This window comes from Paraburkholderia tuberum STM678 (assembly GCF_902833905.1).
Classification (GTDB): domain Bacteria; phylum Pseudomonadota; class Gammaproteobacteria; order Burkholderiales; family Burkholderiaceae; genus Paraburkholderia; species Paraburkholderia tuberum.
Genome location: NZ_CADFGP010000009.1, coordinates 50,070 through 71,093, shown reverse-complemented (window position 1 = coordinate 71,093; position 21,024 = coordinate 50,070). Strand labels below are relative to the sequence as shown.

The following is a 21,024-nucleotide window of genomic DNA, read 5'->3' as shown; positions in this document are numbered from 1 at the left end:
TTCGAGAGAAAGAAAAAATGGACGTAACCGTCGTATGGGCCGCGATCATCGCGCTGGGCGTTTTCATGTACGTGGTGCTGGACGGCTTCGACCTCGGCATCGGCATCGTCTTTCCGTTCTTCCCCGACGAAAAGGAACGCGACCTGATGATGAACACGGTCGCGCCGGTGTGGGACGGCAACGAAACCTGGCTCGTGCTCGGCGGCGCCGCGCTGTTCGCGGTGTTTCCGGTCGTCTACGCGACCGTGCTGTCGGCGCTCTATCTGCCGCTCGTGTTCATGCTCGTGTGCCTGATCTTTCGCGGCGTGTCGTTCGAGATCCGCGCGAAGTCGCGTCGCACGAAGCATCTGTGGGATCTCGCGTTCATCGGCGGCTCGGCGGGCGCGGCGTTCTTCCAGGGCATCGTGCTCGGCGCGTTCCTGCAAGGCATTCCGGTCGCCGATGGCGCCTATGCCGGCGACGCGTTCGGCTGGCTCACGCCGTTCAGCCTGCTGACGGGCCTCGGACTCGTCGCGACCTACGCGCTGCTCGGCTGCTGCTGGCTCGTCGCGAAGACCGAGGGCGATCTGCAGCGACGGCTGCATCGCGTGGTCTGGCCGCTGACGCTGGTGCTGCTCGGCTTCATCGCGCTCGTGAGCCTGTGGACACCGCTGATGGATGCGGGCATCGCGCAACGCTGGTTCCATGACGGGATCTTCTACCGTCTGCTGCCGGTGCCGTTCCTCGTCGCGATCTGCGCGTTTTTCATGCATCGCGCGGTGCGCGCGCGCCATCACAACACGCCGTTCGTGCTCGCGCTGGCGCTCGTGCTGCTCGGCTATCTCGGGCTGCTCGTGAGTCTGTGGCCGTATGCGATTCCGTCGAGCATCACGCTATGGGAAGCCGCCGCGCCACGCTCGAGCCAGACGTTCACGCTGGCCGGCGCGGCGGTGATCCTGCCGATCATCGTCGCCTATACGACGATGGGTTACTGGGTCTTTCGAGGCAAGGTGCGCCATGGCGACCAACATCACTATCACTGAAACGCGGGGTGCCAGTGCGTCGGCTCCCACCGCCACTGCCGCGACGCCCAGCCGCAAACTGCCGGGCTGGCTCTGGTTCATCGCGCTATGGTGTTTCGGCGTGACCGCGGCGATGTCGCTCGGCTTCGCCTTCAGGCTTCTCATGAATGCGACGCTGTTCGCGGTCAGATAGCGGCGCGCGAACCCGTGTCGATCCGGCGGGCATAACCTTCCGGATCGTGCGCGTCAGCGCTTCAAAAACGGGGCGCGCGGCTCGTCTACGTAGCAAGCCGGAACCTATGCGCGGGAGACCTGCCTTAACATCACGAAGCGCATCGAACGATGCCGGCAGCCGGCCACGCGCGTCGCAGCGCAACTGCGCAGCCTGCAACTGCGGCATGTGCAACGGCGGCAGCCCTCAACGGACAGGCTCGACTCGCGGAGACATCATGAAGTTTCTTGTAGCCGACGACCATGAACTGATCCGGCAAGGCGTCAAAGGCATGCTGCGCGGCTTCGATCCCGACGCCCAGTTCGACGAAGCCGACAGTTGGGAAACCCTTGCGACCGCCGCGCGCCCCGACGCGAATCACGATCTGGCGATCGTCGATCTGCATATGCCGGGCATGAGCGGCGCGAGGTCGCTCGAAACGCTGCTGAAGGCGAATCCGGCGCTGCCGGTCGTGGTGCTGTCCGCGGAGGAATCGCCCGACGAGATGCGCGCGGTGCTCGCGGCCGGCGCGCTCGGCTTCGTCCCCAAGCGCCAGCCCGCCAGCGTGATGCTGAAGGCGATCGAACTGGTGCTGTCCGGCGGTGCCTATGTGCCGATGGAGGCGCTGAGTCTGCTCGGCTCGCGCGAGACGCGGGCGGGCACCGATGCGGATGGATCGGCACGTGTGCCGGCCCAGGGCGCCGCCGCGCAAGCCGTCCGCGGGCCGGGCCCCGGCACCGTCCCGCAGCTCGAACCGGTCACGCACGTACCGTCGCTGCAGCCGCATCAGCAGCATCTGCTGGAGAACCTGTCACCACGTCAGCAGGACATCATGCGGCTCGTGCATCGCGGCTGGACCAACAAGATGATCGCGCGCGATCTCGGCGTCGCCGAAGGCACGGTGAAGGTGCATCTGTCGGTGATCTTTCGGGCGCTTGGTGTGCATAACCGGTCGACGGCGATCGCCGTAATCAATGGATGGCTGGAGGCCGGGAAGACGTTGTAGCGCTTTGTGCTGCGCCGCAAGCCCAACCCGTCTTGGTTTCCAGCCTCTAAGGCTGCGTTTCGCTTTGCGCGCCTGAGCCCGCTTCGGCTTGCGGCGAGCCGGCCGCGGCGGGCGACGGCGCTGGGTCGTCCGCCGCTCCGCCCCCCAACACCACCGCACCCGCCGGCCGCCCCTGATCGAGCTCCGCCTGCTGCCACAGCATTTCCAGCGTGCGCCGCAAGCGCGCCGGCGTCACCGGCTTGTGCAGCACCGGAATCCCCTGCAACGCGAGCGCCGTCAGCTCCGCCGACGCCATATCGCCGGTGATCAGCAGCGTCACCACATTGCCGTGCCCCTCCCGCGCAAGCACGCCCCGTATCGCGCTCAGCGCCTGCGCGCCGGTGCGGTGATTGGCGAGCTGGTAGTCGCACAGCACCGCGTCGGGCACGAAGCCGTCCGCGAGCGCGGCGAGCGCGCCGGCTTCGTCGCGCGCGCCGCGCACGTCGCAGCCCCAGCGCTCGAGCAGACTCGCGAGGCCTTCGAGTATCGACGGCTCGTCGTCGATGCACAGCACGCGCCGCCCCTGCGCCGCCGGGCCGCCCGCGACCGAATCGTTCAGACTCGCGACGATGCCGCTCGCGTCACCCGCCTGCACCGCAAAGCGGAACACCGAGCCGCGCCCCGGCGCCGAGCGCAGTTGCAACTCGCCGCCGAGCAGGCCGACGAGCCGCCTGACGGTCGGCAGCCCGAGCCCATGCCCCTGACGCGCGTCGCGCTGCGGATTCTCGACCTGGTAAAACTCCTCGAAAATCCGCTCGTGCTCTTGCGGCGCAATGCCGACGCCCGAATCGCGGACCTCGATATAGCCGCCCTTCTGTCGCCCCGCGCGCCGCAAGCCGAGCCAGATCGCGCCTTGCTCCGTATAACGCACCGCGTTCGACAGCAGATTGCTCAACACGCGTTCGAGCAGCACCGGATCGTCGTAGACGACCATCGTCGTAGGCGCGATGCGCAGCGCGAGCCCCTTCGCCGCGGCCTGCGGACGATACTGGCTACCGACCCGGTCGAACAGCTCGGAGAGCCGGAAGTGCAACCGGATCACCTGGGTCACGCCGCTTTCGAGCCGCGCGAGATCGAGCACCTGGTTGAACAGCTGATTGAGCGCCTCGACGTTATAGACGATGTGCCCGGCCGTCTTCGCGTGCTGCGCGGGCGTCGCCGCCGGATCGTTCAGAGATGCCGCAAGCAGGCCGATCGCATGCAGCGGCTGACGCAGATCGTGGCTTGCCGCCGCGAAAAAGCGCGTCTTCGCGAGACTCGCTTCTTCGGCGACGCGCTTTTGCGCGGCCAGCGATTCCGCGAGGTATTGCTGATCGACACGCGCCTGCACGACCTGGCGAAACAGCTTGCGATAGCTCATCGCGTAGACGTTGATCGCGCAGAAGAAGAACGCGAGCACGATCGCGAGAATCGTGCGATCGAACGTATGCGAGCCGAAATGCAGCACGATCGACGGCAGCAGCAGAAACGGAATCGAGGTCGAAAAATTGAGGAGATCGAATCCATTCGACATGAACACGCCGGCCGCGAGCGTCACCAGCAGTACGGTATGCAATAACGGCAGATCGGTTTGCGGACTCTGGAACGCGAACCACACCGCGAAGCCCGGCCCGCTATAGAGGAGCACGCCGCGCAGCGCGTGCAGATAGATCCAGTCGCGCGGCGAGACGAGCTGCGGATAACGGCGATTGCAAATCCACAGCGCCAGGCCCGCGCAATTGGCGAGCGCATAAAAAACGAAGCACGCGATAAACAGCGGCGGGGCCGGCACATGCGGCCAGTAGATCGCCACCAGCACCGCGATCGAAAACCAGTGCGAAAAGAACGCGATCGGATCCTGCGCGTAGAGCACGCGCACGAGGTCTTCGTCGATGGCACGCTGGATCGGGTCGGCCCGCATGGGGCGGTCTCCTCTGTCGATCGGCGTGAGCGCTTTAGCGCTTACGCCGATCCCACGCAGCTTTATCGCGCGGGCATGGCAACTTCGTTGAGACGAAACACTGACGAAGCGGCGGCGCTCCGGCACTTCGTGGCAACCGCGGGTCGAATCGGGCGACCGAACGCGCCGCCCGCGCGGTCTATTCTACGGCGAATGCGCGCTCTTCAGACGAATCGTCAGCAATCCATCAGAAGGTTTACCCGGCAGTTTACCCATCGGCTAACACTTAATCCATATAGGCGACGGCCTCGCCGCGAACCATACTGCATTCACGTTTCAGCGCGGCATTTCAGCCACCTTCCCTCGACTCGCGGCCCACGCGCCGCGGCTCGCCGCGCTCCCTGCCAACCGACGGAGGTTTTCCATGGGCGCAGTCCCGAGCTACGAGTTCGCCCGCCAACTCGACGACGCGATCCTCCCCGATCTATGGCGCAGGCGCACCCGGCTCTCAGCGGACGAAATGGTGTCGATGGTCGAACTGGTCAAGCGCGCGTTGCGGACCTACCACCCGCTCGAATTGCAGGCGCTCGGCGAGGACAAGGAAGAACTGGTCGCTCAGTTCATCTACGCGAAGGTGTTGCGCCTCGCGCCCGGCCACACCGAAACGAACGCGCGCGCCGACAGCGCACCGTCCAACAGCTACGCGGTATGCGCGTATTTCCGCCGCTATCTGATCGACTGCCTGCGCAGCGCGTGCCATCAGCGCAATGTGTCGATGGAGACCGAGGGCGTCGCGCAGGAAATCGATCTGCACGCGCACGCGCTCGAAGACCCGGTGGAAAGCGTGCTGCTGCAATACGGCCTCGACGAACAGCGCGTGCGGCGCGCGGCACGCGAGTTCATCGAAGGGCTCGACGAACCCGAGCGGATCGTGCTGGCCGGCAGCCTCGGCTGGTGCTCCGAATGCAAAGGCGGGCTTTCGGCGGTCGCGGCTCGGCATCGGGTGCCCTCTTATCACTATCGCGCCGTCAAACTCGGCGTCACCATGAAAAAGACGGCCGGCGCCGAGGAATTTTCCAACACCAAGCTCGGCCGCTGGCTCACCGACGCGCTCGGCATCGAGATCGACATCGACAATCGCGCGGCGATTCTGGTTGCGCTGAATCTGCTCGCGGCGGAATCGAGCGATAGCGAATTCCATGAAGTGGCCGCGTAATAGTTCGGATAACCAACAGGCCACATAAGAAGCGCGATAAGTGCGCATGCCCGTACGGCCGGTCGTGCCGCCCTGAACCTCGCACGCTACGACTTCGGCGCGCCCTCCACGGCGCGCTTTTTTTGCGCCGATATTCCGCCTACGATAAAAAAGCTCCCGCAGCACGCCGTCTTTGTTCCGAAGTCGAGCTTCCGTTCCCCGCATCCGATTCCAGACGAGGTGGTCCTGATGAACCGCTTATCGAGCGCGCCGACGGCGCTGCAACGGCATTACGAGGTGGTCGTGATCGGCTCGGGCTACGGCGGCGCGATCGCCGCGAGCCGCATGGCGCGCGCGGGCCGTCGCGTGTGCGTGCTCGAGCGCGGCCGCGAATTCATGGCCGGCGAGTATCCGCGCACGCCCGTGCAGGGCGTCGAGCAGATCCAGTACAACACGGCCGAGGCGCAGATCGGTTCGCCGCTCGCGCTGATCGAAGTGCACGTGAACGAAGACGTCAACGCGGTGGTGGGCTGTGGGCTCGGCGGGACGTCTCTGATCAATGCGAACGTAGCGCTGGAAGCCGATCCGCGCCTGTGGGACGACCCGCGCTGGCCGGCCGCGCTGCGCGCCGACCAAGCCGGACGCGATGACGGCTATGCGCTCGCCTGGAAAATGCTGTCCCCGTCGCCGGTGCCCGACGACTTCCCGCCGCTGCCGAAGCTGCAGGCGCTCGAAAAATCGGCGCAGGCGCTCGGCATGGCCGACCGCTTCAGCCGTCCGCCGATCACGGTCACGTTCAAGGACGGTCCGAACGCGGCGGGCGTCGAGCAGCAGCGCTGCGTCGGTTGCGGCGATTGCAACTCCGGTTGCAACTACGACGCGAAGAATTCGACCCACATGAACTATCTGCCCGACGCGGTCGCCCACGGCGCGCAGATTTTCACCGGCACGGCCGTGCATTCGGTGCTGCGCGATCCCGACACGCAGCAATGGAAGGTCAACTTCCAGCTCGTGAAGCTCGGCCGCGAAAGCTACGACGCGCCCGATCTGTTCGTGCTGGCCGATATCGTCATCGTCGCGGCGGGCACGATCGGCTCGACCGCGCTGCTGCTGCGCTCGCGCGACGCGGGCTTGAGCACGTCGGAGATGCTCGGCCAGCATTTCACCGGCAACGGCGACGTGCTCGCCTTCGCATACAACACCAGCGACACGATCAACGGCGTCGGCTGGGGCGAGCACAAGCCGGGGCAGATTCCGCCGGTCGGGCCGACCATCACCGGCCTGATCGACAATCGCGCCGACGAGAAAAACGTCAAGGACGGCTATGTGATCGAGGAAGGCTCGCTGGCCGGTGCGGTCGGCGAGGCGCTCGTCGGCATGCTCGGCGCGCTCGCGCCGCTCGAAGGCGTGGATGCGGCTGGGGCCCCGTCGCTGCTCCAGCGCATGCGTTATGACGCGCGTGCGCTCGAAAGCCTGATCCGCGGCCCGTACCACGGTGCGATGAATCACACGCAAAGCTACCTCGTGATGGCGCACGACGACGAAAGCGGCCGCATCACGGTCGGCGACAAAGGCCGTGCGCGCATCGAATGGAAAAACGCGGGACGCCAGCCGATCTTCCAGAGCATCGAGAACGTGCTGATCGAGGCGACCAAGCCGCTCGGCGGCAAATATCTGCGCAACCCGATTTCGACGAAGATCGCCGGCCGGCGCACCGTCACCGTGCATCCGCTCGGCGGCTGCGGCATGGGCGAGGACGCCGCACATGGCGTGGTCGATCATCTGGGCCGCGTGTTCAGCGGCACGGTCGGCGTCGCGGTGCACGACGGCCTCTACGTGATGGACGGCGCGGTGATGCCGATGTCGCTCGGCGTCAATCCGCTCCTGACCATCTCCGCGCTCGCAGAGCGCAATTGCGCGCTGCTGGCCAAAGCGCACGACTGGTCGATCGACTACATCTCGAAGGGCACCGCCGCCGCGCCGCCCGCACAGAAGATCGGCCTGCGCTTCACCGAGACGATGGTCGGCACCTACACGCCCAGCGTGGCGGGCGAAGCCGCGAAGAGCCCGATCGAATTCACGCTGACGGTCGAGTCCGACGATCTCGCCGACATGCTGAGCAACCCGAATCACCTCGCGCGCACCGCCGGCACACTGACCTGCCCCGCCCTGTCCGCCCAACCGCTGACGATCAGCGACGGCACGTTCAACCTGTTCGTCGTCGACGCATCCGACGTCGACGAACGCAACATGAACTACCGGATGACGCTCGACGCGGTCGAAGGCAACGCCTGGTATCTGACCGGCAAGAAGATCATCACGCGCACGTCGCCGATCAACCTGTGGGAGCAGACCAACACGCTGTATGCGGAGATCCGCGCCGCGGCGCAGGACGATGCGCCCGTCGTCGGCACCGCGACGCTGATCATCACGCCCGAAAACTTCCTGAAGCAGCAGCGCACGCTCGAAGTCACCCACGCGCCCGACCTGAAGACGCGCCTCGAATGGACGCTGAAGTTCGGCAAGTTCTTCGCGGGCGTGCTGTTCACCGAATACGGCGGCGTGGCCGCGCCGCTGCAGTTCTACGATCCATACATACCGCCGCGCGCGAAACGCACGCTGCGCGCGCCGGCGCCGCAGGTCACGTACTTCGACACACCCGACCGCACGCGGCTCAAGCTCACGCGCTACTGCGATCCGGCCGCGGGCAAAGCCGCGAAGCCGATCCTGCTGATCCACGGCTCGGGCGTATCGAGCCGCATCTTCTCGACCGACCTGATACCGACCAACCTCGTCGAATATCTGTACGCGTCGGGCTACGACGTGTGGCTCGTCGATCTGCGCGTCAGCATCGAACTGCCGAGCGTGCTCGTGCCGACCAACGTCGACAAAGTCGCGCGCGAAGACATTCCCGCCGCCGTCGCGAAGATTCGCGAAGTGACCGGCGCGCCGAACATTCAGGTACTCGGCCACTGCCTGGGCGGCCTCGCGCTCAGCATGTCGCTTCTCCATGGACTCGACGGCGTGCGCTCGGCGGTGATTTCGCAGGTGTCCGCGCATCCGGTGCCGGGCACGTTGCAACGGATCAAGGCCGGCTTGCATATTCCCGACCTGATGCAGCATCTGCGCATACGCGACCTCACCGCCTATACGCAGGAAGATTCGTGGCCCGCGAACCTGTTCGACGAAGCGCTGCGTCTCTATCCGCTCGATCACGGCGAGGGCTGCGGCAATCCGATCTGTCATCGCGCGACGTTCCTGTATGGCCTGCTCTACGAGCACGACAAGCTGAACGAGGCGCTGCATGCGAACCTGCAGGAACTGTTCGGCATTCACGACATGGCCGTGTTCCAGCATCTGGCCACGATGGTGCGCGCGGGCCAGGTCGTCGATGCGCGCGGCGACGACGTGTATCTGACCGGCGCGGACGGCATGAAAGGACTCGAGGGCATGCGTTTGCCGATCGGCTTCATTCACGGCGAGAAGAACGAAACCTATCTGCCGGTCAGCACCGCGCGCACTTACGACCTGCTGCGCGAGCGCTTCCCCGAGCAGCCGTACGAGCGGCATCTGATTCCAGGGTATGGGCATATCGACTGCATCTTCGGCAAGAACGCGGCGGTCGATGTTTATCCGTTGATCGTCGGCTATCTGAACGCGCATTGACACGGCTGCATTGCCGATGCGCCACGCATTCGGACAATAAAGCCAGGCATAAAACAAGAGATTTTGATAGAAGCCGGCGTGTCGAAGTGGCCGATTATGAACTGCTTTACATCGCCGCAATGACGGCCATAGATCTGATTGTGGCGATCGTTCTTTATGTGCTGATCGTGAAAATATGGCGGACTTGCACGGGAGGGAGAAGTCGTTGATTTGCTTCTCATCGAAACTCAGAACAGCTTGCCCGGATTCAAAATGCCGTGCGGATCGAGCGCACGCTTGATCGCGACCATCGCGGCAAGCTCGGCCGGTGAGCGCGAAATCGGCAGGAACTCGCGCTTCAGCGAACCGATGCCATGCTCCGCCGATACCGACCCGCGCAACGGCCTCAGCATCTCGTAGACGAACGCATAGACCGCGTGATGATCGACGCCCGGAATCGAATGGCCATCCACGGTCAGATGCAGATTCGAATCGCCGATATGCCCGAAAAAATACGATCGGTTGCCGGGCCAGCGCTGATCGAGCGCCGCGCGGCAACGGTCGACGAACGTGCCGATCTCGCCGATCGGCAGACTCACGTCGAAGTTGATCGGATCGAGCTTGAGCGGAAACTCCGCGGTGCACTCGCGGATCGCCCATAGCGCGCGCGCATCGGCGACCGATTGCGCGATCACCGCGTCGCGCAGCGCGCCCGCTTGCAGCGCATCGGTCAGCGCCTGGGCGAAACGTTCCCCAGCGTCGTCGGCATCGAAGCCCGCGTGTTCGATCAGCGCATAGAGCGGATGCGCGGCGTCGAACGGCGAGCGAGCGCCGGTCAGCTTCACGCCGAAATCGTAGAAGTCCGGCCACATGATCTCGAACGCGCCGATGTCGTTGCCGAAGCGCGTCGCGAGACGGCGCAACAGGCTCACCGCGGCATCGTAATCGTCGAGCGCGACGAGCGCCGTATGGCGCGCCGCACGTCGCGGATGCAGCCGCAGCACCGCGCGCGTGATCACGCCGAGCGTGCCCTCCGAACCGATGAACCAGTGCTTCAGGTCATAGCCGGTGTTGTTCTTGACCATCTTGCCGAGCGAACTGAGCACGTCGCCATTGGCGAGTACCACTTCGAGCCCGAGCACCTGGTCGCGCGCGGTGCCGGACTGGATCACGCGATTGCCGCCCGCGTTGGTCGCGAGATTGCCGCCGATCTGGCATGAGCCGCGCGCGCCGAGGTCGAGCGCGAGTTCGAAGCCCGCTGCTTCGGCGGCTTCCTGCGCGGCCTGTAACGTGGTGCCGGCACGTACGGTCAGTGTGGCCGACGCCGCGTCGAGCTCTTCGACGCCGCTCAGGCGTTCCAGCGACAACGCGATATCGTTGGCGCGCGCGATCGCGCCGCCCGCGAGTCCGGTCATACCGCCTTGCGGTACCACCGGCTGATGCGCGGCGTGGCAGATCGCGAGCGCACGCGATACTTCGTCGGTCGTGCGCGGCATCAGCAGCGCCGCCGGACGCGTCGGCTCGTGGCGCGTCCAGTCCGTCAGCGCGCGTTCGCCGATCTGTTCGCCGACGCGCACCGCGTCGACGCCGAGCGCGGCGCGCAAGGCCTCGAGCGTCGTCGCGAGCGGTGCGGTTGCGGTTGCGGTTGGGGTTGCGGTCTGGGTCGTCTTGTCGTCGGTGATGCTCGGTTCTGTCATGCAGGAGGTCCTTACTGTGCGGTAGCGGCGAGTTTCTTGCGGTAGCCCATCGAATCGTTGATGCGGCCGAGGATATAGTCGCCCGCGGCGACCGGCTGATATTTGCTTTGCGCGTCGCTCGCGCCGAGCTCACGCGGATCGACGAGCGCGCCGTAGGTCGGATCGTAGAACGTCGCGATCGAATAGCGCTCGCGCCCCGATGCATTGATCACGCGATGCAGCGTCGAGCGGAAGCGGTCGTTGGTCCAGCGTGCGAGCAGATCGCCGACGTTCACGACGAAGCTGCCTTCGACGGGCGGCGCCTCGACCCACGTATCGTTGGCGATTTCGCGCACCTGCAGGCCGCCCACCTGATCCTGCCACAGCAATGTGATGCAGCCGTAGTCGGTGTGCGGCGCGACGCCGAACTGATCTTCGTCCGACTGTGGCGGCTGCGGCGGATAGTAGACCATTTGCGTGCGCTGCATGCGCTTCGTGTAGCGCGGCGCGAAGAAATTTTCTTCGATGCCGAGACTCACCGCGACCGCGCGCAGCAGATCGGCCCCGCACGCGCCGACCGCCTCGTAATAGTCATACAGCACCGGCCGCAACCCGGGCATGAAGTCCGGCCAATTGTTCGGCCCGCGTAGTGCCTGGCCCGCCAGCACGTCGGGATCGTCTTCCGGCAGTTCGAGGCCGATGCTGAAGAACTCCTTGTAATCGGGCCGCTTCGCCTGATACATCGTCGCGTCGCCAAGCGCATTGAAGCCGCGATGCCGATGATTGACCGCCGCGCGTCGTTTCGTGTCGACCGGAAACGCGAAGAAAGTGCGCGCGGCCTGCGCGGCGGCATCGATCTTCGCTTGCGGCACGCGGTGATTGACGATGTAGAAAAAACCGATCGTCGTACAGGCTTCATGAATTTCCTTCGCGACGCGTCGGAGCGCCTGCTGATCGCCCGCGCGCACGCCGGCGACATCGATGATCGGAATGCGGGTCACGGCCATCGCGCGGCTCCTTCGAGGATCGGTATTGCAGTGGTATATACCGCCAAAAGCAGCGCCGCAAGTTGCTTCGCACGCCTCGATATCAGGGCTTTTCTCTACTCAAGCGAGCATTTATTTTTCGCCGGAAACGCGGTATATACTGCCCAGCGAGGCCCGCATCGCGCCGCCGGCGCGGCGGGTCCTAACGAAGACTTCGACACGCCGGCGACCCAACACCAATTCGCCCCCGGAGAATCCCATGCGTATCCTTGCAGGCTGGAAATGTCGTCTGGTCATGCTGGCGCTGTGCGCGGCAAGCGTCGCCGCGCACGCCGAAGACCAGCTCGCCAAAGTGAAGAAAGCCGGCGAACTGGTGGTCGGCACCGAAATGCAGTTCGCGCCATTCGACTTTCTCGAGAACGGTCAGCAAGCCGGCTTCAACAAGGAGCTGTTCGCGCAGATCGGCAAGGAAATCGGCGTGAAGGTGCGCTTCATCGATCTGCCGTGGCCGAGCGTGCTGCCCGGTCTCGAAGCGGGCAAATTCGATATGGTCGGTGGCCCGCTGACGGTCACGAAGGCGCGCATGGAACGCTACACGTACACGCTGCCCGTCGCCGATGCGACCGACGCGCTGCTCAAGCGCGCGAACGATGCGTCGATCAAGCAATCGTCGGATATCGCGGGCAAGACGGTCGGCGCCGGCAAAGGCACCGCGCAGCTGGACCAGCTGAAGAGCTACGCGGCCACGCTGCCGAAGCAGCCTGAAATCCGCGAGTACGTCGACAACAATCAGGCTTACGCGGACCTCGCGGCGGGCCGCATCGCCGCGGCAGCGAACTCGATGACCAACATCGCGTATGTCGCGAAGCAGCGCCCCGAGATGTTCGCGGTCGTGCAGCCGCCGTTCGGCGCGAAGGTGTACTTCGCGTATGCATTGCGTAAGGACGCCGACAGCAAACCGCTCGCCGACGCGTTCAACGCAGCGCTCGTGAAGATGCAGAAGGATGGCCGCCTCGCCGCGTTGCAGAAAAAGTGGTTCGGTGTCGCGATGGAGATGCCGTCCACGATGCCCACGCCGAACTACTGAGCGTCTTCAACGTGGGCGTCCCGCGACGTGCAATCGTTTCGCCGTAGCGCGGCGCGCGTCGCCCTTCCCCTTCCATCGGCCGCGACCCATGTTCAACACGACCGTCTTCGTTCAGGGCCTGCCGCTGCTGCTGCATGCGGCGCTCGCCACCGTCGGCATTTCGCTGACGGGGCTCGTGATCGGATTCTTCGTCGGCATCGGCGTGTGCACCGCGCGGCTGTCGCAGCATCGCGCCGCGCGCCTCGCGGGCGGCGCCTACGTGTTCTTCTTTCGCGGCGTGCCGATGCTCGTGCAGCTGCTGCTCGTGTACTACCTGTTGCCGTTCGCCGGCATCAACGTGTCGCCGATCGTCGCCGCGATCAGCACGGTGTCGCTGTGCTCCGCGTCGTATATCGCCGAAATTCTGCGCGGCGGTTTTCTGAGCATTCCGCCCGGACATCTCGAAGCCGCGCGCATGCTCGGGCTTTCCCCGCTCGATACGCTGCGGCGCATTCTGGTGCCGCAAGCATTCCGTTTGACGCTGCCGTCGCTCGTCAACGAAATGGTGCTGCTGATCAAGGCTTCTTCGCTGATCTCGGTGGTCGGCGTCGCCGAGTTGACGCGCACCGCGCAGAACATCGCCGCGAGCACTTACCGGCCGCTCGAAGCTTATGTCGCGGCCGGGCTCATCTACTTCGTGATCTGCGGTTCGCTCGCGCTGGTCGCGCATGCGGCCGAACACCGTTTGCAGCACGCCTGAATCGACTCACGTTTAAGCGAACCTCGCCATGCAAACGTTCGACCCGACCGTCATCACGCACAACCTGCAGCCGATCGCCGCCGGCCTCGCGACGACGCTCGCCAGCTGGGTCGCGGGCGTCGCGATCGGGCTCGTGATCGGCTTCCTGATCGCGGTGCTGCAACTGTTCTGCGGACGCTGGCTGCGCGCCATGTTGCGTGTCTACATCGAGCTGCTGCGCGGCACGCCGTTTCTCGTGCAGCTGTTTCTGCTGTACTACGCTGGCCCGTCCATCGGCCTCACGCTCGAACCGATGACGGCCGGCATCGTCGGCCTCGGTCTCTACGGCAGCGCGTATTTCGCCGAGGCGTTCCGCTCCGGCTTCCAGTCGGTGCCCAAAGGCCATCTCGAAGCGGCGGCGTGTCTCGGACTGACGCGCTGGCAGGCCATCGTACGCATCCAGGCGCCGCAGATGCTGGTGCTGATCGTGCCCGCGCTGACCAATCTGATCATCGTGTTGAGCAAGGAAACGGCAGTGCTGTCGATCGTCACGGTGCCCGAACTGACGTTCGTGCTGACCGGCATCGGCTCGGCCACCTTCGCTTTCGTCGAAACCCTGCTGGTGCTGTGCGTGTGCTATCTCGCTCTAGTCGAGCTGACCTCGCGCGCGGGCATGTGGGCCGAAGCCCGCCTCGCACGCTTCATGGCATGATTCCGGAACACCTATGAACGCCATCGCCGACATGTCCTCCCCCGCGCAATCTTCCGCGCCGTCCGCCAGCGCAACGGCGAACGCATCGAATGTCGCGCCGCTGATCGAGGTGCGCGATCTGCGCAAACGCTTCGGCGATGTCGAGGTGCTGCGTGGCGTCGATCTCGAGATCGCGCGCTCGGAAGTGGTCTGCGTCATCGGGCCGTCGGGCTCGGGCAAGAGCACGCTGCTGCGCTGCCTCGCCGCGCTCGAAACCTACGATCACGGCGACGTGCGCATCGAAGGCGAACTGCTCGGCTATGCCGAGCGCAACGGCAAACGCGTGCGCGCCTCGCAGGGCGAGATCAACCGCGTGCGCCGCAACGTCGGCATGGTGTTCCAGCAGTTCAACCTGTGGCCGCACATGACCGCGCTCGGCAACGTGATGGAAGCGCTGCTGCGCGTGCGGCGCCTGTCGCACGGCGAAGCGCGCCGCCGCGCGAGCGCGATGCTGGAGACGGTCGGCCTCTCGCACAAGGGCGACGCGTATCCGGCGAAACTGTCGGGCGGTCAACAGCAACGCGTCGCGATTGCGCGCGCACTCGCGATGGAGCCGCACATCATGCTGTTCGACGAACCGACCTCGGCGCTCGATCCGGAGCTGGTCGGCGAGGTGCTGCAGGTGATGAAGCAGCTCGCGCGCGACGGCATGACGATGGCCGTGGTCACGCACGAAATGGGCTTTGCCGCGCAGGTCGCCGACAAGGTCGTGTTCATCGATCAAGGCCGCATCGCCGTGCAGGGCAAACCGCGCGACGTGTTTCACGATGCCGCGCAGCCGCGTCTGCGGCAGTTTCTGCAAAACTACTTCGACCGCAATGCGTTCTGGACGCGCGGCCCCGACGACACCCCGCCCCTATGAGCGCCACCGTTCGCAACAAGCCTCATGGCAAATCGTCCGCCAGCGTGGCCAGCGCCGCGGCCAAAATCGCGCGCGGCAGCGACGAAGCGCCGGCCGCGCGCTACGAGCAGGTCAAACAGCACGTTCGCCAGATCATCGGCTCGGGCGAACGCCAGGCGGGCGACCGTCTGCCTTCGGAGCTCGACCTCGTCGCGACGCTCGGCGTCTCGCGCATGACGGTCAACCGCGCGCTGCGCGAACTCGCCGACGCGGGGCTCGTCACGCGCCTATCGGGCGTCGGTACTTTCGTCGCGCCGAACAAACCGCAGTCCACGCTATTGATGATCGCCCATATCGGCGACGAGATCCGCTCGCGCGGCCACGCTTATCGCTGCGATATGGTGCTGTTGCAGCGCGAGACCGCGTCGGTCACGGTGTCGAACGCCTTGGGGCTGGCGCCGGGCGCTTCGGTGTTTCACGTGATCTGCGTGCATCGCGAGAACGGTCTGCCGGTGCAGCTCGAAGATCGCTACGTGAATCCGGCCATCGCGCCGGATTTTCTGCAGCACGATTTCTCGGCGCTGAAGCCGTCCGAGTATCTGCTGACGGTCGTGCCGATGCACGATCTCGAACACGTGGTCGACGCGGCGCTGCCGACGCCTGCCGAAGCAGAGCTGCTCGAAATTCACGCCGAAGAACCGTGCCTGACGCTGACGCGCCGCACATGGACGGGCGGCGTCGCCGTGACGTTCGCGCGTTTCGTGCATCCGGGTTCGCGCTACCGGCTCGGCTGCCGCTTTTCGCCGAAGACCTCGCAGCGCCAGGGATAACGCGCGCTTCAGAAACCGTACTAGACGGTCCCCGCCAGATGAAAACGCGACGCCGGATGCCATAGCCGCACCGACGTCGCGACGTTCTCGCCGACCCACGTGCGCCGGCACAGCAGCAGACACGGCTCGCCGATATCCATCATCAGATGACGCCGCACATGGGCGTCGGGCTTTTGCGCGTAGATGCGAAACTCGGCGCGCTGCACGGGCGCGAGCCGCACCATGTAGTGATTCGGCGTTTCGACCGAGAAGTCCTGCTGTAGATATTCAGGGAACACCTTCGGATTGACGAAGCGGTCCTCGTACTGGATCGGCTCGCCCTCCTCGCTGTGCACGATGCACGAATGAAACGCGGGACCGTTCGCGAGACCGAGCGCTTCGAGCGCGTCGGCGTCGTCGCTCGGTTCGAGCGTCAGCACGCGCGCCGAATGACGATGACCGCGCGCGGCGATTTCATCGGCGATATTGCGGATCTCCAGCACCGTCGATTCATACCGCTGCGGCGCGACGAAGGTGCCCGAGCCTTGCACGCGCGTGAGCACGCGCTCGGCGGTCAGCTCGCGCAGCGCGCGCGACACCGTCATGCGCGCGACGCCGAACTCCTTGACCAGTTCCGTTTCGGAAGGGATCAGCCCGCCCGGCTTCCATGCGCCTTCGCTGATGCGCTGAAGCACGTAGCGTTTGATCTGCTCGTAGGCCGGCATCGCCTTGACCGGCGTGTCGCGATCGCGATCGCGTTCGGCGGAATGCTGTTTCTGCTCGGCCTGTGCGGCGGGCGCTATACGCGCCTGTGTCGTTGTTTTCACTCCAAACCTCATCGGTGGTTCGCCGGTGGTACATGAGGTACACCGTGGCCGGTTCTCCGACGGCCGGGTCCAATCTTACCCGGTTCGACGGTGGGGAGACGGCTGGAACGCGCTACCAGATAAACGGCACGAAACGGTAACGCACACGAGCCATGTATTGGGTGTAGCCGTCGAGCTGCCCGGCGAGCAGCCGCTCCTCGCGCACCGCGCGCCAGCCCATCCCGTACCCCATCACGGGCAGCGCCACGAGCCCCCACCACGAGCCGAGCATCAGCGGCGTGCCGACGAAGAACACCAGCGCGGCCGCGTACATCGGATGACGGACGTACGCGTAGGGCCCGGTGTCGGCGACCTTGTGCCCGCGACTCGACTGAATCTTGACCACCGGTGCGGCATAGCTGTTCGCGCGAAACACGAACCGGCACGTGAAGATGCACAGGAACACGCACAACGCGCCGAGGCCCATGAGCCACGACGGCAGCGGCGCGGACCAGCGAAACCGCATCGCGTCGAAACCCATCAGGATCAGCCAGCCGCACCACGCGGCCCCGATCGCGGCCATGAACACACGATCCCAGCGGCTCTGCTGCGCCTGCACGAACGGCGCGAGCCGCTCCGCGAGCAGCGCGGGATCATGACGCGCGAGCCACAAGCCGAGCCACAGACTCAATACCGCCAGCTCGAACAGATACCACCACGCTGCCGGCCACGCGAGCGTGCCGGCCGCGCCGAACAGCAGCACGCCCATGAAAACCAGCCACGCCAGCGATTGCAGGATCAGACGTGCGACCATCGCGGCTCCCTCGAGCGGTCGGCTCATGCGGCCTCATCGCGCGTGCGCACGCGCTCGAACACGTCGGCGATATCGATGTCCTCCAGATTCAAGCCGAAACGCTCACGCAGACAGTCGGCGAGTTCGGCGGCGCTCGCGAGGCGCCGTTCGTTGACGATCCGCCCTCGTGCGTCGCGCTCGTTGAACTGATCGTTGAATAGCGCGAGGTGCAGTTCGGGCAACACGCGGCACGCCAGCAGGTTATGAACGAACTTCGAATCCGGTGACGTCGACGTGTACCAGTTCGAGGTTTCGTAGTCGATCCACTCGACTGCGCGCAGATCGACGTGATAAACGCGGGTCCAGCTCTCGTCCGGCGCCAGCACCTCGAGATAGACGGTGTCGCGCCCCGCGTCGGCGAGACGGAACGTGCCGAGCGGAATCGGCTGCGCGAGGCCGGCGGTCAGCCGCAGCGGCGCGGTCAGCGTCACGGCGCCGAAGCCGACGTCGGCGATCCATGCGTCGCCGTCGATATCGACGCGCAGCACCATATGCGTGCGCGGCGAGATCGTGCCGGGGTCGCGGCCCCACACGACGCGCGCAAGCATCGGCGTGACCCGGAAGCCGAGTTGCATCAGCACGTTCGCGAACAGAATGTTCTGCTCGAAGCAGTAGCCACCGCGCTTTTCGGTCACGAGCTTGCGTTCGACGGCTTCGAGCTCGAGCCTGACGGGCCGGCGCGTCAACGGGTTCAGGTTCTCGAACGGGATCGCGGCGGGATGGAGCCGGTGAATCGCCCGCAGCACGTCGAGCGTGGCGGCGCGCGGGCCCTGATAGCCGATCCGGGCGAAGTAGCTTTCCAGATTGATGGTGTGGGACATCGGCGGAATTCCGGTTGGGTTGCGGGTTCGACGCGGTCATAGCGGCTTTCGGCGCTGACTCGACCGCGCGCGGGACGAAGCGAAAACGCGCCTACAAGCCCTTCAACGCCGACGTCGCGATCGACGGCACCGTGATGCCGTGGCTCGATGCGAACTGCACGGCCGAGCTCAGCGTCGACATCAGCGACTGCAACTGCCCCGGCGCCGATTGCGCGATATACGAAGCGCTTTGCGCGGTCTGCGGGTTGAGGCCCGATTGCAGCAGCGACGACGGACTCATCTGACCGAGGCTGCCGAGCCCCGACTGCAAGCTCGAATACTGGCTCACACCCTTGCCGAGCGACGACAGACCCTGCGTGAACGCTTCCTTGTTGACCGGCGTCGCAGACGCGCCGCCACTTGCATGATTCGCGAACGCATCGGTCAGCTTCTGCGACAGCGACTGCTGGGTGCTGCCGACCTGCGTCAACTGACTGACCGACGGCGTGCCGCCGCTGAGCAGCCCCGCCGCCTGCTGCGCCTGGCCGGCGGCACTCGTCATGCCCATCGCCGACGCGAGGCTCGACTGTCCGCTCAGCACCTGCTGGTTCGCGCCCACGTAACTCTGCAGCAACTGCGACACGCCGCCCGACGACGCCCCGGCGCCCGCCGCGCTATCGCCGCCCCCGCCGATGCCGAACTGCTTCAGATTCAACTGCGCGTGCGCTGCGCCGCCCAGCAACAGACCACCACTCACCAGCAACGAAACCAGAAGAATGCGCTTGCCCATCTCTACCTCCTTACTTTGACTTTCGGGGTGACTCGTGCGCTTCGACACCTCGCCGTTTCGCACGTTCGGCCTGACTACATCAATACATTTTCATTACGCGCCAATGAATATCTGTTTACGTCCTCATAAAGTTTAGACGCAGTCCGTAAATCCGGGAATTACATGCCAGTAATATTGTTGCGAATCGTTCTCATTTGTGTTGACTGCCGCAATACGCCTGCGTACGATCACGCCATCAGCCGCTTTGGCAGCCTGGGACAACACGCGATGTCGCGCCAGGCAGTCGCAGATTGATCACATCGATCGAAACAACACTCATAAGGATTTCGATGAAGTTCGCCCAACTCAATGGATCGCGTGCCAATGCGCGTCCGGTTTGCGACGCTTGCGCAGGTCCCGGCGCAACTCATCGTACGCGTTTGCCTTCGATGCGGCGCGTCGCACTGTGCACGGCCTTCGCGTGTGCCTCGTTGACCGGCCATGCGGCGCTGGCCGAAGCCAATCCCGATGCGAACCCGGAAGCGCCCGAGGCCGACCTGAACATTCAGGCGACGCAAACCGACCAGTGGACGGGCCTCTGGAACCGCCAGCAATTGCTCGGCGACATGGGCGGCCTGCGTCCGTGGCTCGGCAAGTACGGCATGACCTTCACGCTGACCGAAACCAGCGAAGTGCTGGCCAATCTGCGCGGCGGTCTCGCGCGCGGCGTCGACTACGACGGCCTGACCACCGCGACCTTGCAGATGGATACGCAAAAGGCGTTCGGCCTGCCGGGCGGCCTCTTCAACGTCAGCGCACTGCAAATTCACGGCGCGAACCTGAGCGCGAACAAGCTCGGCACGTTGAATACCGCGAGCGGCATCGAGGCCGACGACGCGACGCGTCTGTGGGAGCTCTGGTATCAGCAGTCGTTCCTGAACAAACGCGTGGACGTGAAGATCGGTCAGCAGAGTCTCGACCAGGAATTCATCACGAGCACGTATGCGGCCCTGTTCCTCAACACGATGTTCGGCTGGCCCGCGCTGCCCTCGTACGACATGCCGTCGGGCGGTCCCGCCTATCCGCTCGCGGGTCTCGGCGTGCGCGTGCGCGGCCAGATCACCCCTTCGTTGACCGCGCTTGCCGGCGTGTATTCGGGCGACCCGCTCGGCAACGACCCGGACAACATGAGCGGCACGAACTTCAACCTGCATAACGGCGCGTTGTGGATCGGCGAGTTGCAGTACTCGATCAACCAGCCGGCCGAAGGCGAAATGGTCGGCATGGGCGGCGGCGGTCTGCCGGGCACCTACAAGCTCGGCGTCTGGTACAACACCAACAAGTTCGCCGATCAGCGCTACGACAACATGGGGCTGTCGCTCGCGAATCCGGCGTCGACCGGCATTCCCGCGAATCACAGCGGCAACTACAGCTTCTATGCGGTCGCCGATCAGATGGTGTGGCGCCCCGACTCCGACGAACCACGCAGTCTCGGCGTGTTCGCGCGCGTGATGGGCGCGCCGGGCGACCGCAACCTCGTGCAAGTCGCGGCCAACCTCGGCGTCGTGCTGAAGGCGCCGTTCAAGGGCCGTGACAACGACAGCGCCGGTCTCGCGCTGACCTACATCAAGGTCGGCAGTCACGTGAACGGACTCGACAAGGACTTCCTGGCATTCAACGGCAGCCCCTACGGCGTGCGCACCAGCGAAACCACGCTCGAGGCGACCTACCAGTACCAGGTCAATCCGTGGTGGCAGTTGCAGGCCGACGCGCAATACACGTTCAACGCCGGTGCGGGCCAGAACCCGAACGACCCGACGCAGCCGCTGCGCAACACCTTCGTCGTCGGTATGCGGACCAATATCAACTTCTGACGCCGCCCGCCGCGCGCTTTCATCCTCGCAAGCACATGCCACCCCACGCAACCGGACCAGCACTTCCCATGCTTTCTA

18 protein-coding genes are annotated in these 21,024 nt (G+C 65.2%); 11 read left to right on the top strand and 7 right to left on the bottom strand.

The annotated features are described in order from the left end of the window. Positions 1-17 precede the first annotated feature (17 nt). From cydB to HWY30_RS10055, 3 genes are all read left to right on the top strand, one after another. Positions 18-1,022 carry a cytochrome d ubiquinol oxidase subunit II gene (cydB, locus tag HWY30_RS10065; protein WP_090806105.1) on the top strand — a complete coding sequence of 335 codons (1,005 nt, stop codon included), beginning with the start codon at positions 18-20 and terminating at the stop codon, positions 1,020-1,022. Further along, positions 997-1,194: a hypothetical protein gene (locus HWY30_RS10060; RefSeq protein WP_090806107.1), complete on the top strand. Its 198-nt coding sequence runs from the start codon at positions 997-999 to the stop codon at positions 1,192-1,194. Before cydB ends, HWY30_RS10060 begins: the two co-directional genes overlap by 26 nt. 256 nt (positions 1,195-1,450) lie before the next feature. After that, a complete protein-coding gene (locus tag HWY30_RS10055) occupies positions 1,451-2,218 on the top strand; it encodes a response regulator transcription factor (protein ID WP_090806108.1) in 768 nt (255 codons plus the stop codon). Positions 2,219-2,264: 46 nt separating this feature from the next. On the opposite strand, the gene HWY30_RS10050 is transcribed toward HWY30_RS10055, so the two are convergent. Beyond that, positions 2,265-4,157, bottom strand: a complete 1,893-nt coding sequence (locus HWY30_RS10050; RefSeq protein ID WP_090806110.1) for a hybrid sensor histidine kinase/response regulator — start codon at positions 4,155-4,157, stop codon at positions 2,265-2,267. 403 nt (positions 4,158-4,560) lie between these two features. Here HWY30_RS10050 and HWY30_RS10045 point away from each other — a divergent pair, with 403 nt between their 5' ends. After that, positions 4,561-5,352, top strand: a complete 792-nt coding sequence (locus tag HWY30_RS10045) for a hypothetical protein (RefSeq protein ID WP_090806113.1) — start codon at positions 4,561-4,563, stop codon at positions 5,350-5,352. A gap of 228 nt (positions 5,353-5,580) precedes the next feature. Further along, positions 5,581-8,997, top strand: coding sequence for an alpha/beta fold hydrolase (locus tag HWY30_RS10040; RefSeq protein WP_090806115.1), 3,417 nt, complete (start codon positions 5,581-5,583; stop codon positions 8,995-8,997). A 227-nt stretch (positions 8,998-9,224) separates the two neighbouring features. Here the strand turns inward: HWY30_RS10040 and HWY30_RS10035 are convergent, their stop codons facing one another. Then, positions 9,225-10,673 (bottom strand): FAD-binding oxidoreductase, encoded by a 1,449-nt coding sequence (locus HWY30_RS10035; protein WP_176078876.1) that lies wholly within the window; start codon positions 10,671-10,673, stop codon positions 9,225-9,227. Positions 10,674-10,684: 11 nt separating this feature from the next. Further along, a complete protein-coding gene (locus HWY30_RS10030; protein ID WP_090806117.1) occupies positions 10,685-11,659 on the bottom strand; it encodes an isopenicillin N synthase family dioxygenase in 975 nt (324 codons plus the stop codon). A gap of 238 nt (positions 11,660-11,897) precedes the next feature. On the opposite strand from HWY30_RS10030, the gene HWY30_RS10025 reads away from it, so the two are divergent. From HWY30_RS10025 to hutC (HWY30_RS10005), 5 genes are all read left to right on the top strand, one after another. Then, a complete protein-coding gene (locus HWY30_RS10025; protein ID WP_090806118.1) occupies positions 11,898-12,725 on the top strand; it encodes a transporter substrate-binding domain-containing protein in 828 nt (275 codons plus the stop codon). An 88-nt stretch (positions 12,726-12,813) separates the two neighbouring features. Next, positions 12,814-13,464: an amino acid ABC transporter permease gene (locus tag HWY30_RS10020; RefSeq protein ID WP_018420800.1), complete on the top strand. Its 651-nt coding sequence runs from the start codon at positions 12,814-12,816 to the stop codon at positions 13,462-13,464. Between the two features lie 28 nt (positions 13,465-13,492). Next, a complete protein-coding gene (locus HWY30_RS10015; protein ID WP_090806119.1) occupies positions 13,493-14,155 on the top strand; it encodes an amino acid ABC transporter permease in 663 nt (220 codons plus the stop codon). Between the two features lie 13 nt (positions 14,156-14,168). Then, positions 14,169-15,056, top strand: a complete 888-nt coding sequence (locus HWY30_RS10010) for an amino acid ABC transporter ATP-binding protein (protein WP_090806121.1) — start codon at positions 14,169-14,171, stop codon at positions 15,054-15,056. Continuing rightward, complete coding sequence (hutC, locus tag HWY30_RS10005; RefSeq protein WP_090806123.1) at positions 15,053-15,865, top strand: histidine utilization repressor; 813 nt, start codon at positions 15,053-15,055, stop codon at positions 15,863-15,865. Before HWY30_RS10010 ends, hutC (HWY30_RS10005) begins: the two co-directional genes overlap by 4 nt. Positions 15,866-15,885: 20 nt before the next feature. Here hutC (HWY30_RS10005) and hutC (HWY30_RS10000) read toward each other — a convergent pair whose 3' ends face one another. From hutC (HWY30_RS10000) to HWY30_RS09985, 4 genes are all read right to left on the bottom strand, one after another. Beyond that, on the bottom strand, positions 15,886-16,671 hold the full coding sequence (gene hutC, locus HWY30_RS10000; protein WP_176078875.1) for a histidine utilization repressor: 786 nt from the start codon (positions 16,669-16,671) through the stop codon (positions 15,886-15,888). 112 nt (positions 16,672-16,783) lie between these two features. Continuing rightward, positions 16,784-17,464, bottom strand: coding sequence for a methyltransferase family protein (locus HWY30_RS09995; protein WP_090810077.1), 681 nt, complete (start codon positions 17,462-17,464; stop codon positions 16,784-16,786). A gap of 23 nt (positions 17,465-17,487) precedes the next feature. Further along, positions 17,488-18,324 (bottom strand): arylamine N-acetyltransferase family protein, encoded by an 837-nt coding sequence (locus HWY30_RS09990; RefSeq protein WP_090806126.1) that lies wholly within the window; start codon positions 18,322-18,324, stop codon positions 17,488-17,490. A 91-nt stretch (positions 18,325-18,415) separates the two neighbouring features. Next, positions 18,416-19,093, bottom strand: a complete 678-nt coding sequence (locus HWY30_RS09985; RefSeq protein ID WP_090806128.1) for a hypothetical protein — start codon at positions 19,091-19,093, stop codon at positions 18,416-18,418. Between the two features lie 329 nt (positions 19,094-19,422). Between HWY30_RS09985 and HWY30_RS09980 the strand changes: the two genes are divergently transcribed. Continuing rightward, positions 19,423-20,946, top strand: a complete 1,524-nt coding sequence (locus tag HWY30_RS09980) for a carbohydrate porin (protein WP_090806130.1) — start codon at positions 19,423-19,425, stop codon at positions 20,944-20,946. Positions 20,947-21,024 lie beyond the last annotated feature (78 nt).

What these genes read in the sequence shown, in the direction of transcription:
- HWY30_RS10035 (WP_176078876.1), bottom strand. Translation starts at nt 10,673, where the DNA reads ATGACAGAACCGAGCATCACCGACGACAAGACGACCCAGACCGCAACC.
- HWY30_RS10030 (WP_090806117.1), bottom strand. Translation starts at nt 11,659, where the DNA reads ATGGCCGTGACCCGCATTCCGATCATCGATGTCGCCGGCGTGCGCGCG.
- HWY30_RS10055 (WP_090806108.1), top strand. Translation starts at nt 1,451, where the DNA reads ATGAAGTTTCTTGTAGCCGACGACCATGAACTGATCCGGCAAGGCGTC.
- HWY30_RS09985 (WP_090806128.1), bottom strand. Translation starts at nt 19,093, where the DNA reads ATGGGCAAGCGCATTCTTCTGGTTTCGTTGCTGGTGAGTGGTGGTCTG.
- HWY30_RS10060 (WP_090806107.1), top strand. Translation starts at nt 997, where the DNA reads ATGGCGACCAACATCACTATCACTGAAACGCGGGGTGCCAGTGCGTCG.
- HWY30_RS10040 (WP_090806115.1), top strand. Translation starts at nt 5,581, where the DNA reads ATGAACCGCTTATCGAGCGCGCCGACGGCGCTGCAACGGCATTACGAG.
- HWY30_RS10015 (WP_090806119.1), top strand. Translation starts at nt 13,493, where the DNA reads ATGCAAACGTTCGACCCGACCGTCATCACGCACAACCTGCAGCCGATC.
- HWY30_RS10045 (WP_090806113.1), top strand. Translation starts at nt 4,561, where the DNA reads ATGGGCGCAGTCCCGAGCTACGAGTTCGCCCGCCAACTCGACGACGCG.
- HWY30_RS10020 (WP_018420800.1), top strand. Translation starts at nt 12,814, where the DNA reads ATGTTCAACACGACCGTCTTCGTTCAGGGCCTGCCGCTGCTGCTGCAT.
- HWY30_RS09990 (WP_090806126.1), bottom strand. Translation starts at nt 18,324, where the DNA reads ATGTCCCACACCATCAATCTGGAAAGCTACTTCGCCCGGATCGGCTAT.
- HWY30_RS09995 (WP_090810077.1), bottom strand. Translation starts at nt 17,464, where the DNA reads ATGGTCGCACGTCTGATCCTGCAATCGCTGGCGTGGCTGGTTTTCATG.
- HWY30_RS10025 (WP_090806118.1), top strand. Translation starts at nt 11,898, where the DNA reads ATGCGTATCCTTGCAGGCTGGAAATGTCGTCTGGTCATGCTGGCGCTG.
- HWY30_RS09980 (WP_090806130.1), top strand. Translation starts at nt 19,423, where the DNA reads ATGAAGTTCGCCCAACTCAATGGATCGCGTGCCAATGCGCGTCCGGTT.
- cydB (WP_090806105.1), top strand. Translation starts at nt 18, where the DNA reads ATGGACGTAACCGTCGTATGGGCCGCGATCATCGCGCTGGGCGTTTTC.
- hutC (WP_090806123.1), top strand. Translation starts at nt 15,053, where the DNA reads ATGAGCGCCACCGTTCGCAACAAGCCTCATGGCAAATCGTCCGCCAGC.
- HWY30_RS10050 (WP_090806110.1), bottom strand. Translation starts at nt 4,157, where the DNA reads ATGCGGGCCGACCCGATCCAGCGTGCCATCGACGAAGACCTCGTGCGC.
- HWY30_RS10010 (WP_090806121.1), top strand. Translation starts at nt 14,169, where the DNA reads ATGAACGCCATCGCCGACATGTCCTCCCCCGCGCAATCTTCCGCGCCG.